At 66.4% G+C, this 12,080-nt stretch carries 10 protein-coding genes; 1 reads left to right on the forward strand and 9 read right to left on the reverse strand.

Annotated elements, in window-relative coordinates; translation table 11 throughout:
- The first annotated feature begins 13 nt into the window (after positions 1 to 13).
- Positions 14 to 2,644, forward strand: a complete 2,631-nt coding sequence (locus tag ELY12_RS01410) for a coiled-coil domain-containing protein (RefSeq protein ID WP_126174918.1) — start codon at positions 14 to 16, stop codon at positions 2,642 to 2,644.
- A gap of 2 nt (positions 2,645 to 2,646) precedes the next feature.
- Here ELY12_RS01410 and ELY12_RS01415 read toward each other — a convergent pair whose 3' ends face one another.
- Genes ELY12_RS01415 through ELY12_RS01455 form a run of 9 tightly spaced genes read right to left on the reverse strand, consistent with a single transcriptional unit; the run spans position 2,647 to position 12,070 of the window.
- Entirely contained in the window at positions 2,647 to 2,907 is a 261-nt protein-coding gene (locus ELY12_RS01415) for a DUF1467 family protein (RefSeq protein ID WP_126174919.1), read from the reverse strand.
- Complete coding sequence (locus ELY12_RS01420) at positions 2,904 to 4,559, reverse strand: ribonuclease J (protein WP_241229674.1); 1,656 nt, start codon at positions 4,557 to 4,559, stop codon at positions 2,904 to 2,906. Before ELY12_RS01420 ends, ELY12_RS01415 begins: the two co-directional genes overlap by 4 nt.
- A complete protein-coding gene (locus ELY12_RS01425) occupies positions 4,556 to 5,332 on the reverse strand; it encodes a type III pantothenate kinase (protein ID WP_126174920.1) in 777 nt (258 codons plus the stop codon). The genes ELY12_RS01420 and ELY12_RS01425 overlap by 4 nt, the downstream gene beginning before the upstream one ends.
- An 11-nt stretch (positions 5,333 to 5,343) precedes the next feature.
- Positions 5,344 to 6,054 (reverse strand): biotin--[acetyl-CoA-carboxylase] ligase, encoded by a 711-nt coding sequence (locus ELY12_RS01430; protein WP_126174921.1) that lies wholly within the window; start codon positions 6,052 to 6,054, stop codon positions 5,344 to 5,346.
- Position 6,055: 1 nt separating this feature from the next.
- Positions 6,056 to 7,519: an NADH-quinone oxidoreductase subunit NuoN gene (nuoN, locus tag ELY12_RS01435; protein WP_126174922.1), complete on the reverse strand. Its 1,464-nt coding sequence runs from the start codon at positions 7,517 to 7,519 to the stop codon at positions 6,056 to 6,058.
- Entirely contained in the window at positions 7,519 to 9,081 is a 1,563-nt protein-coding gene (locus ELY12_RS01440; RefSeq protein WP_126174923.1) for an NADH-quinone oxidoreductase subunit M, read from the reverse strand. The genes nuoN and ELY12_RS01440 overlap by 1 nt, the downstream gene beginning before the upstream one ends.
- Positions 9,081 to 11,144 (reverse strand): NADH-quinone oxidoreductase subunit L, encoded by a 2,064-nt coding sequence (gene nuoL, locus ELY12_RS01445; RefSeq protein WP_126174924.1) that lies wholly within the window; start codon positions 11,142 to 11,144, stop codon positions 9,081 to 9,083. Before nuoL ends, ELY12_RS01440 begins: the two co-directional genes overlap by 1 nt.
- A gap of 6 nt (positions 11,145 to 11,150) precedes the next feature.
- Complete coding sequence (nuoK, locus tag ELY12_RS01450; protein ID WP_126174925.1) at positions 11,151 to 11,456, reverse strand: NADH-quinone oxidoreductase subunit NuoK; 306 nt, start codon at positions 11,454 to 11,456, stop codon at positions 11,151 to 11,153.
- Positions 11,453 to 12,070, reverse strand: coding sequence for an NADH-quinone oxidoreductase subunit J (locus ELY12_RS01455; RefSeq protein WP_126174926.1), 618 nt, complete (start codon positions 12,068 to 12,070; stop codon positions 11,453 to 11,455). Before ELY12_RS01455 ends, nuoK begins: the two co-directional genes overlap by 4 nt.
- Positions 12,071 to 12,080 lie beyond the last annotated feature (10 nt).

Here is a 12,080-nt window from a genome sequence, read left to right on the forward strand (position 1 = left end):
AATTCCCAAGGCCATGAGCGGGGGTTCACACATCCGGGCAATCGGCCCCGGCAGCGGCGCACAAGCGCCTGACGATGGCGCGCAGCAGGGCGACGAGCCGCTGACGCTGGACGAAAGCTGGGCCGAGGAGCCGGTTTACGAGGAGGCGTGGGAAGAGCCTGCCCCCCGCCGCTGGCGTGCGCTGATGGCTCCGGTCGTCGCCATGCTGGCGGTGGCCGGGTGGACCGCCTTCTTTGCCTGGGCCCACGTGGCCGAACTGCGTGGCGGCATTTCGCCCCAGGCTGGATCGCAACTGCTGATCGACTGGTCGGTACCGACATTGCTGGTAATCGGGATCTGGCTGCTCGTCATGCGGACGAGCCGTCGTGAGGCTTCCCGGTTCAGCGATGCCGCGTCGTCGCTTCGAGGCGAAAGCGCAGCGCTCGAGACTCGCCTGTCGGTCGTCAACCGCGAGCTGAGCCTGGCGCGCGAGTTCCTCGCCTCGCAGACCCGCGAACTGGAAACTCTGGGCCGAGTGGCGACGCAGCGCCTGTCCGAGCATGCCGACCGCCTGCAAGCTCTGGTGCAGAACAATGGGGCCGAGGTCGAAGCGATCGCGGGCGTCAGCCGCATCGCGATGGAGAACATGGACCGGCTGCGGGACGATCTCCCGGTCATCGCCAACGCCGCGCGCGATGTGTCGAACCAGATCGGCGGCGCGGGCAACACCGCACACTCGCATCTCGCCGAGCTCATCGCGGGCTTCAATCGGCTTAACGAGTTCGGCCAGGCGAGCGAGCGACAGGTCGGCGCGCTGCGTGCCAAAGTCGATGCCGCGATCGCCGGGTTCGAAGCGCAGGCCGCGCAACTCGACGAGATCACCGGCGCCCGCTTCACCGCCTTGCGCGAGAAGAGCGATGCGTTCCGCGCCGAGCTCGACGGGCGCGAGGTGGATGCCCTGGCCGCCATGCGCCACCGCGCGGATCGTTTGCGGGAGGAGATCACGTCCGCTGCGGCAACGCTCGAAGCCCACGAAGAGGAGCTGCTCAAGTCGCTCCAGGCGCGCATTGCTGCGGTGCGCGACGGCGCGGTCACAGTCGGGGACGGCCTCGCCGGGACCGAGCGCGAAGCGATGGCTGCGTGGAGCAAGCGGCTCGAAGTGATGAAGGCCGATCTCGAAGCCGCCATCCGGCAGGTCGAAGCGATCGACGCCGCCGCGAAGAGCGGGGCGGAAGAGCGGCTGCGCATCATCCGTGAAGAAGCTACCGCAGTCGACGGCAAACTCACGCAATCGCATGCGATGTTCGTCGGCGAGGTCGAGAAGCGCCGCGCTGAAGCAGCCGCGCTCGCCATGGCGCATGCCGAGCAAATCGACGCGCAGTTGGCGGCGCTCGATAGCTCTATAGCCGATCGCCGGGCAGCGCATGCAGCGCAATCGGTCGTGTTGGCTGAGCACGGCGAAACCGTCGCCGCGCTGCTTGTGTCATTGGGCGCCGAGATGGAACGCGCCGCTGGTCAGGGACGCGATGCCGAGACCGCGCTGGCCGCAGCCATCGACGCGCTCGCTACGCGGCTGTCGGCAAGCCGCGAGGCATTGAGCGATACCGATCGCGCGGTGGCCGAGCTGACTGACGCCAGCGTTCGCCTACTCGAACTGATCCGGGCCAGCGCCGAGCACACCCGCGCCGACCTGCCTGCTGCGCTGGGCAACGCCGAGGAACGCTTGTCCGAACTGGCCGAGCGCGGTGAGAAGCTGAGCCTCATGATCGGCGCCGCCGGGGACCGCAGCCGCGAGCTGTCCGACTACGTTATCGCGGCCAGCCGCGACAGTGCATCCGCGATGGGCGAGCTCAAATCCTTCCAGGGCCAGATCGCCGCCGCGCACGATGCGAACGGCGCGCGCGTGAGCGAGCTGCGCGCGCAACTCGATGCCTTGGTGAACGACAGCCGCACTGCGGCCGAAACCGCGCAAGGTCCGCTTCGGGAGGCGATCGCCCTGCTCGAGACTTCCGCGCGTGACGCGATCGCTTCGCTTCAGACCGACAGCGCGAGCCAGATCGCGGCGATCGCCGGACAGATCGGGAGCGAGGCTGCGGGTGCGATCGACCGGGCGCTACAAGTCCACGTCGGCGCCGCGATCGCAGAACTCGACCAGACCGCCGCGCAGGCCGCTGGTGCGGGCCGCGAGGCCGCCATGCAGCTCCGCGATCAGCTCGCGCGGGTGAACGAGCTCGCGGCAAATCTCGAGAGCCGCGTGGCGCATGCGCGCGAGCGCGCGGAAGAACAGATCGACACCGACTTCTCCCGCCGGGTCGCGCTGATCACCGAGAGCCTCAATTCGAACGCGATCGATATCGCCAAGGCGCTCTCAAGCGACGTCACCGATACTGCGTGGGCCAGCTACCTTCGCGGCGATCGGGGCATCTTCACCCGCCGCGCCGTCCGCCTGATCGACAACACCGAAGCGCGCGACATCGCCGAGCTGTTCGACAGCGACAGCGAGTTCCGCGAGCACGTCAGCCGCTACATCCACGATTTCGAGGCGATGCTGCGGACGATGCTGTCGACGCGTGACGGTCACACCATCGGCGTGACCCTGCTGAGCAGCGACATGGGCAAGCTCTACGTCGCGCTGGCACAGGCGATCGAGCGCCTGCGCGACTGACGTCAGGCCAGGTCCATCAGCATATCCGGCGTGAGCCAACCGTAGACGTAGTTCGCGACATAGAGGCCGGTCAGTGCCAGCGACAGCACGGTCGCGCGCAACATCAGCTTTCCGGGCTGGAAATTACCGGGTGCGCTGTCCGCTTGCCCCGGCACCTTCTCGAGCCCTAACTCCTCGTGCGTCTTGATCCCAAACGGGAGCAGCACAAACGCGCTGGCGACCCAGAACAGGAAGTAGATCGCGAGGATCGAAGTCCACCTCATCGCGCGGCTTCCTTCGGCAGCATCACCCGCACCTGCGGCCGCTTGCCGGACCACCGCGTGGCGGCGCGGCGGGCGGCAAGGCGGGCGGCCTCGATTACGCTTTCGCGATCGCGGGCCGCGGCGCCTTTGAGCTTGCCGATCGCGTCGGCGATGTCGCCTTGTGCTTCGGTGCAGAACGCCTCGTAATCCTCGTCTAGCGGGAGGCCGATGCCCTCGACTTGCGCCCTACCCTGCGGACCGAGCGCGACGATCACCAGCCCTTCGCGCGATATCCGCCGGCGCATGACCATCGCCTCGCCGTCGGCGGGTGAGATGATGTCGCCATCGAGCAGCAGCCGTCCGGCGCGCACTTCGGCGATCTTGCCCGGCTTGCCCGGGGCGATGCGGACCATGTCGCCGTTCTTCTGTACCACCGCGTGCGGAATGCCGCACTCGAGGCCGAGCCGCGCCTGCTCGGTCATGTGACGCATCTCACCGTGGACCGGCACGAGGATCTGCGGTCGGAGCCAGGTATAGAGCGCCTCGAGCTCCGGCCGGCCCGGATGGCCCGACACGTGGATCGCGCTCTGGCGGTCGGTCACCATCACGATGCCGCGTTCGGCCAGCAGGTTCTGCACGCGCCCGACCGCGATCTCGTTGCCGGGGATCTGCCGGCTGGAGAACAGCACGACATCGCCCGCGCTCAGTTCGATAGGGTGCTGCTTTTCGGCAATTCGCGCCAGCGCCGCGCGCGGTTCGCCTTGCCCGCCGGTGGCGACGATTAGCACTTCGCCTCGCGGCAGGCTCATGGCGGTATCGAAATCGACGACTTCCGGAAATTCGGCGAGGTAGCCGTTGTCCTGGCTGACCTCGATCATGCGATCGAGCGAGCGCCCTGCGACGCACAATCGCCGCCCAGTCGCCTGCGCCACTGCGCCCAGCGTGTGCAGCCGCGCGACGTTACTGGCGAAGGTTGTGACCAGCACGCGCCGGCCCTCCCAGCGCGCTACCTCGTCGTGGAGCGCGCGGTACACTGCGCCTTCGGAACCGCTCTCGGCGGGATTGAACACGTTGGTCGAATCGCAGACCATGGCGAGTACGCCCTCGTCCCCGATCTCGCACAGCTCTTCCTCGGTGGTCGGGTCGCCGATGATCGGCTCCTCGTCGAGCTTCCAGTCGCCGGTGTGGAACACGCGTCCGTACGGCGTGTCGATCAGCAGCGCGTGCCCCTCGGCGATCGAGTGCGCGAGCGGAACATACGATATGTCGAACGGCCCGAGCGCGAAGCTGTCGCTGCCTTCGATCACGTTGAGCTCGATCTGGTCGACCAGGCCGGCCTCGGCGAGCTTGCGGCGCACCAGGTCAGCCGTGAACGGCGTCGCATAGAGCGGCACGCCGAGGTCCTGCGCGAAGTATGGCACCGCGCCGATATGGTCCTCGTGCGCATGAGTCAGCACCACGCCGACGAGGTAACTGGTGCGCTCCTCGATGAATTCGAGATCGGCGAACACGAGGTCGACGCCCGGATATTCGTTGCTGCCGAAGGTCATCCCCAGGTCGACCATTAGCCACTTGCCCTGGCAGCCGTAGAGATTGACGTTCATGCCGATCTCGCCCGACCCGCCAAGGGCGAGGAACAGCAGTTCGTCCTCAGGGGTGAAATCTTTCTTCACGCCGCGGCGCGCTCCGCCAGGATAGCGAGCCCATCGAGAGTTAGGTCGGCATCGACCGCGTCGAAGATCGTGGTGTGCTGATCGAACAGGATCGAAAGGCCACCGGTCGCGACGACCTTCGCCGGCCGGCCGATTTCGGCGCGCATGCGGGCGATCAGGCCTTCCATCATCGCGACATAGCCCCAGTAGACGCCGATCAGCATCTGATCCTCGGTGTTGGTGCCGATCACGCTGTTGGTCCGTGGCGCCTCGATGGCGATGCGCGGCAGCTTGGCGGTGTTCCCCACCAATGCGTCGAGCGAGAGGTTGATCCCCGGCGCGATGATCCCGCCCTTGTAGGCGCCGGAAAAGTCGATCGCATCGAAGGTGGTCGCGGTGCCGAAGTCGACCACGATCAGGTCGCACTCGTACTTCTCGTGCGCCGCGATCGCGTTGAGCGCACGGTCTGCGCCGAGCGAGCGCGGCTGATCGACGTCGGCGCGGAATGGGTATTCCGCAGCGCCCTCGCCCGCGATCAGCGGGGTGAGCTTGAAGTACTTTTCCGCCAGCACGGTGATGTTGTGCACCGCGCGCGGGACCACCGAGCCGACGATGATCTGGGTGATGTCCTCGCGCCCATAGCCCTCGATCTCGAGCAGCTGTAGCAGCCACACCGCGTACTCGTCGCCGGTGCGGCGCGGATCGGTCGCGATGCGCCAGCGCGCCTTGATCGCGCGGCCTTCGAATAGGGCGAAGACCACGTTGGTATTGCCGACATCGGCGGCGAGCAGCATGGGCGGTTCCTTCAACCGAGCATCACGTCGCCGGCGTGGATAGGCCGGACCGAGCCGTCTTCCAAGCGCAGCAGCAGCGAACCGTCGGGATCGAGGCCGGCGAAGGTGCCGGAGATCTTGCCGCCAGCGGGTTCGTGAACTGATAGCGGCGTGCCGACGGGGTGCGCAGCCGCGAGCCAGCGGCGCAGCAGCGGCTCCGTGCCGACGGTACGCCAGCGTTCGAGTTCGCGGTCGAACGATTGCGCGAGGGCGTGGGCGAACGCATCGCGCGATGGCGCCGGGCCAAGGGCGGAAAGCGCTACTGTCTCGCGCCCATCGACCGGCGGCGCGGCGGCGAGGTTGACGCCGATGCCGACGATAACCGCCTCGCCTTCACGCTCCAGCAGTATGCCGGCGAACTTGGCCCGGCCCAGCAGCAGGTCGTTGGGCCACTTGAGCGACAGCGCGGCGGGCTCGGCGATCAGCGGCGCGACCGCTTCGTAGAGCGCGAGGCCCGTCATCAGCGCCAGCGTGGGCGCCGGCGGATCGTGCGGGCCCGGGCGCACCACCGTCGAGCCCATGAAGTTTCCGGTGCTGTCGAACCACTGCCGACCCTGCCGCCCGCGCCCGGCGGTCTGGCGGTCGGCGATCAGCCACGCGCCCTCACTCAGCCGCTCGCCGCCGCGCAGGGCAGCGGCGAGGTCCGCGTTGGTCGAGCCGGTTTCGGGAACGAAAGTGAGCAGGTCAGGCAGCGAGGAACAGCGCCGCGCTCGCCTTGCCGGCGAGGTTGTCGAACCAGCCGGTCAGCAGGTAGCCGAGCGGCGAGTTGAACAGCGTCGCGATCAGCAGCAGCGCCCAGTGCGCCCAGTCGCTGGCGCCCTTCACCTGGTCGGCCGGCTCGTCGAAGAACATCGTCTTGCAGACCATCAGGTAGTAGTAGGCGCTGATCACGCTACCCACGATCGCCAGCGTCGCGAGCGCGATCATGTCGGCGTCGACTGCGGCGCGGAACACCACCAGCTTGCCCCAGAAGCCGAACAGCGGCGGGATGCCGGCGAGGCTCAGCATCATCACCAGCAGGCACCAGCCGAGCAGCGGCCGTGTGCGCGAGAGGCCAGCCATGCTGGCGATGCTCTCGATCTGGTTGCTCTCTGCATCGCGCAGCATGAGCACTGCAACGAAGCTGCCGATCGACATCATCACGTAGATCGCGAGGTACACCAGCATCGCGCTCGCGCCCGCCTGCGTCGCGGTGGCGAGGCCGACGAGGATGAAGCCGACGTTGTTGATCGACGAATAGGCGAGCAGCCGCTTGATGTTGCTCTGCCCGATCGCACCCAGCGCGCCGACCACGATCGAGGCGAGCGCGGCGAACACCACCACCTGGCGCCAGGCATCGGCCTGGTTGCCGAACGCTTCCAGCGCGACGCGCATGGTCAGCGCGATCGCGGCGACCTTGGGCGCGGTGGAGAAGAACATCGTCACCGGCGTCGGCGCGCCTTCGTAGACGTCGGGCGTCCACATGTGGAACGGTACCGCTGAGATCTTGAACGCGAGCCCCGCGAGAACGAGGATCACCCCGAACAGCGCGCCGGTCGAGAGTTGGCCGGTGAGCGCGGCGTGGATGCCCGCGAAGCTGGTCGTGCCGGTGAAGCCGTAGGTCAGGCTCATGCCGTAGAGCAGGATGCCGCTCGCGAGCGCACCGAGGACGAAGTACTTGAGGCCCGCTTCCGCCGAGCGGTTATCCACCCGCAGGAACGAGGCGAGCACATAGGCCGCAAGGCTGTTCATCTCGAGCCCGATGTAGAGCGTCATCAGGTCGCCGGCGGAGACCATGATGCCGGTGCCGAGCACCGCGAAGACCAGCAGCACCGGATACTCGGCGCGCATCGCGCGGAACTGCTCGAAGAAGCGCGGCGCGATCATCAGCGCGGCAGCGCCCGAGACGTAGATCAGCAGCTTGGCGTAGGCCGCGAAGGCATCGGCGCGGAACTGGCCAAGGAACGCTTGCGTGTCGGGCCCCATGGCCCCGCCGGACAGCGTGGGCACCGTAACAGCGGCCGCAGCCACCAGCAGTGCGACCGAGGCGATCGAAATCGCGCGGCTCGCCTTGTCGCCCAACCACGCGGCAGCGAGCAGCAGGACCAGCCCGCCGATGCTGAGGATTTCCTCGGGCAGGATCAGGCGCAGGGATTGGGCGAATTCCATTAGTGGCCCTCCCCTTCACCGGCAGTTTCATGATGCGGCATCGCGTTGGCAGCGTGCGTGCGCACCTGCTCCTTGCGGGCGGGCGCGAGCTTGCTGTCACCGGCGGGTTTGGCCGCCGAGAGGCGCGCGTCGAGGGCGGCGATGTCCTTCCGCATGGGGGCGAGGAAGCTTTCGGGATAGACGCCCATCCACAGCACGGCCGCGGCGATCGGGCCGAGCATCAGCCACTCGCGGGCGTTGAGATCGGGCATCGCGGCCGCATCGGCGTTCTTCTGCACGCCGAACGCCACGCGCCAATAGAGATAGAGCATGTAAGCCGCGCCCAGGATGATGCCGGTGGTGCAGACGAGGGTTACCCAGGTCGAAACCTGATAGATTCCCGCCAGCGCCAAAAATTCGCCGACGAAGTTGCTGGTGCCCGGCAGGCCGACGCTCGCCATGGTGAACAGCAGGAACAGCGTCGCATAGCGCGGCATGTTGATGCTGAGCCCGCCGTAGCGGTCGATCTCGCGGGTATGCAGCCGGTCGTAGATCACGCCCACACACAGGAACAGCGCGCCCGAGACGAGGCCGTGGCCGAGCATGACCATCATGCCGCCCTCAATCCCCTGCACGTTGAAGGCAAACAGTCCGATGGTGACGATCGCCATGTGCGCGACCGAGGAATAGGCGATCAGCTTCTTCATGTCGTGCTGCACCAGCGCGATCAGCGAGGTGACGACCACCGCGATCATGCTCAGCGCGAAGATCAGCCACGCAAGCTGCGCGCTTGCTTCGGGAAACATTGGCAGGCTGAAACGGATGAAGCCGTAGCCGCCCATCTTGAGCAGCACCCCCGCCAGGATCACCGAGCCCGCGGTCGGCGCCTGCACGTGCGCGTCGGGCAGCCAGGTGTGCACCGGCCACATCGGCATCTTCACCGCGAAGCTCGCGAAAAAGGCCAGGAACAGCCACGTCTGCGCCTGCACCGGGAAATCGTACTGCATCAGCGTCGGGATGTCGGTCGTGCCCGCCTCGCGGATCATCCACAGCATCGCGACCAGCATCACCACCGAGCCGAGCAGGGTGTAGAGGAAGAACTTGTAGCTGGCGTAGATGCGGTCCGCCCCGCCCCAGATGCCGATGATCAGGTACATCGGTATGAGGCCGGCCTCGAAGAAGATGTAGAACAGCAGCAGGTCCTGCGCGGCGAACACGCCGATCATCAGCAGTTCCATGAACAGGAACGCCGCCATGTATTCGCCGACGCGCTTCTCGATGCTCTCCCAGCTCGCGAGGATGCAGATCGGCATCAGGAACACGCTGAGCACGATCAGCAGCAGCGCGATCCCGTCGATGCCGAGCGCATACTGGAAGCCCGCGAACAGCGCGGCGCGCTCGGTGAACTGCCACTGCGCGCCGCCGATGTCGTAGTTCGCCCACAGCACGATGCCGAGCGCGAGGTCGATCAACGTAGCGACCAGCGCGACCATGCGCGCCGCCTTCGCCTCGAGGAAAAAGCAGGCCAGCCCGCCGACCAGCGGGACGAGCAGCATCAGCGAAAGAATGGGCACGCCCCCCATCAGAACAGCACCCAGGTAATCGCGCCGACGACGCCGACCAGCATCCACAGCGCGTAAGTGGTGAGATAGCCCGACTGCACGCGGGTGTTGCCGACGCTGCCCAGCGCCACGACGCGCGCGGCACCATCAGGGCCGAAGCGATCGATGATGCCTTGGTCGCCGACCTTCCAGAACTTACGGCCGAGCCAGAACGCCGGCCGCACGAACAGGAAGTGGTAGAGCTCGTCGAAATACCACTTGTTGAACAGGAACGAATAGACCGGGCCGAGCTGCCTGGCCGCACGTTCGGGCATGCCGGTGTCGCGGATGTAGCCGAGCCAGGCAATGCCGAAGCCGATCAGCATGACCACGGTCGCGGTGAGCTTCACCCACAGCGGCACCGCGTGCATCGCGTGCATCAGGTTTTCGTTGAAGAAGATCGCGCCCTTCCAGAACCCTTCGGAATTCAGGAACTGCGGGTTGAACAAATAACCCGCGAACACCGCGCCCAGGCTCAGCACGCCGAGCGGGATGAGCATGGTCAGCGGGCTCTCGTGCGGGTGATAGCCCGCGGTGCCATCGCCGTGATCGGAATGCGGCACATGGTGCGCGACATCGTGGCCGGCGTCTTCCTGCGCGGGCGGGTTGTCATGCTCGCTATCGGCATGGCCGTGCGCGTCGTGCACCGCATGCTGAATGTGCTCGCTCTCGGCCCAGCGCGGCTTGCCGAAGAAGGTCAGGAAGATGAGCCGCCAGCTATAGAAGCTGGTCAGCAGCGCCGCGAACGCGCCGAGCCAGAAAGCGAAGTGGGAGATTTCGGTCCCGCGCGCCCACGATACTTCGAGGATCGCATCCTTCGAGTGATAGCCGGCGAACCCGCCGACCTCGTAGATGCCGACACCGGTGATCGCCAGCGTGCCCGCCATCATCGCCCAGAAGGTGAGCGGGATTCTCTTACGCAGTCCGCCGTAGTACCGCATGTCCTGCTCGTGGTGCATCGCGTGGATCACGCTGCCCGCGCCCAGGAACAGCAGCGCCTTGAAGAAGGCGTGCGTGAACAGGTGGAACATCGCCGCGTTGTACGCGCCGACGCCCGCGGCGAAGAACATGTAGCCAAGCTGCGAGCAGGTCGAATAGGCGATCACCCGCTTGATGTCCCACTGGGTCGTGCCCACGGTCGCCGCGAACAGGCAGGTTGCCGCGCCGATGAAGGTCACGAACATCAGCGCGATCGGGGCGGTCTCGAACATCGGCGACAGGCGGCAAACCATGAACACACCGGCGGTCACCATCGTCGCGGCGTGGATCAGCGCCGAGACCGGGGTCGGGCCTTCCATCGCGTCGGGCAGCCAGGTGTGGAGTCCGAGCTGGGCCGACTTGCCCATCGCGCCGATGAACAGGAGGATGCAGAGTACATCCATCGTGTCGACGCGGTAGCCGAGGAAGCCGATCGTGCTCCCTGCCATCCCCGGCGCGGCGGCGAGGATCTCGGGGATCGATACGGTGCCGAACACCAAGTAGGTGCCGAAGATGCCGAGCATGAAGCCGAGGTCGCCTACCCGGTTGACCACGAAGGCCTTGATCGCCGCCTTGTTGGCGCTCGGCTTGCGGAACCAGAACCCGATCAGCAGGTAGCTGGCGAGGCCGACGCCTTCCCAGCCGAAGAACATCTGCACCAGGTTGTCCGCCGTCACCAGCATCAGCATCGCGAAGGTGAACAGGCTGAGATAGGCGAAGAACCGCGGCTGATCCGGGTCCTCGTCCATGTAGCCCCAGCTGTAGAGGTGCACGAGAGCGGAGACAGTCGTGATTACCACCAGCATCACCGCGGTCAGCGTGTCGACCCGCAGCGCCCAGTCGAAGCTCAGGCTACCGGACTGCACCCACTGCAGCACCGGCACGACGGTTGGGGTGTAGCTCTCCCCCAAGAACCCGAGGAAGATCGGCCAGCTCAGCGCGCACGACAGGAACAGCGCGCCGGTGGTGATCGATTTCACCACGGTGCTGCCGAGCGCCTTGTTTCCCAGCCCGCCGATGATGGCGGCGGCCAGCGGCGCGAAAACGATGATGAGGATCGGATGCAAGGGTGCTTATCCCTTCAGCCGGTCGACGCTGTCGACCGCGATGGTGCCGCGGCCGCGGAAGTAGATGACGAGAATGGCGAGCCCGATCGCCGCTTCGCCGGCGGCGACGGTCAGCACGAACATCGCGAAGATCTGCCCAGTCAGGTCGTGCAGGAAGCTGCTGAACGCGACCAGGTTGATGTTAACCGCCAACAGGATCAGTTCGATCGCCATCAGGATGACGATCACGTTCTTCCGGTTAAGGAAGATGCCCAGCACGCCGAGTACGAACAGGACCGTGCCGACGACGATATAGTGTTCCAGGCCGATCACAGCTGCACCCCTTCGCCGATCTCCGGCCGCATGTTGACGGTCGCGTCCTGCGGCCGGCGGCGGTTCTGCTTGCTAATGTTCTGCGGTCGGGTGTCCTTGCGGTCGCGGTGCGTCAGCACGATTGCGCCGACCATTGCCACCAGCAGGATGATTCCGGCGCTTTCGAACAGGAACAGGTATTTGCCGTAGAGGACCTGCCCTATCGCCGCGATGTTGCTCGCTGCCATCGGGGCTGCTTCGGTTGCGCCGGCGGGGGCGAGGTCGATCGAGCCGGCGCGCCAAGCGCCGATGCCGAATACCAGCTCCGCCAGCAGGACCAGGGCGATCAACATGCCGAGTGGGAAGTTGCGCACAAATCCGGCGCGCAGCTCGGCGAAGTCGATATCGAGCATCATCACCACGAACAGGAACAGCACCGCGACCGCGCCGACGTAGACGATCACCAGCAGCATCGCGATGAACTCGGCGCCCGCGAGCACCATCAGCCCCGCCGCGTTGAAGAACGCCAGGATCAGCCACAGCACCGAATGCACCGGGTTGCGCGACATGATCACCAGCACCGCCGAAAGGATCGCGAGCGTGGCGAACAGATAGAAGGCGAGGACCTGGATCATCGTTGCGCGC

Origin of the sequence: Tsuneonella rigui, assembly GCF_003958625.1 — a bacterium.
GTDB lineage: Bacteria > Pseudomonadota > Alphaproteobacteria > Sphingomonadales > Sphingomonadaceae > Tsuneonella > Tsuneonella rigui.

Coding starts and splice junctions, on each gene's coding strand:
- ELY12_RS01410 (WP_126174918.1), top strand. CDS start 14: ATGAGCGGGGGTTCACACATCCGGGCAATCGGCCCCGGCAGCGGCGCA.
- ELY12_RS01425 (WP_126174920.1), bottom strand. CDS start 5,332: ATGCTGCTCGCCGCCGATGTCGGCAATACCAACGTGGTCTTCGCCCTA.
- ELY12_RS01440 (WP_126174923.1), bottom strand. CDS start 9,081: ATGGGGGGCGTGCCCATTCTTTCGCTGATGCTGCTCGTCCCGCTGGTC.
- nuoN (WP_126174922.1), bottom strand. CDS start 7,519: ATGGAATTCGCCCAATCCCTGCGCCTGATCCTGCCCGAGGAAATCCTC.
- ELY12_RS01415 (WP_126174919.1), bottom strand. CDS start 2,907: ATGAGGTGGACTTCGATCCTCGCGATCTACTTCCTGTTCTGGGTCGCC.
- ELY12_RS01455 (WP_126174926.1), bottom strand. CDS start 12,070: ATGATCCAGGTCCTCGCCTTCTATCTGTTCGCCACGCTCGCGATCCTT.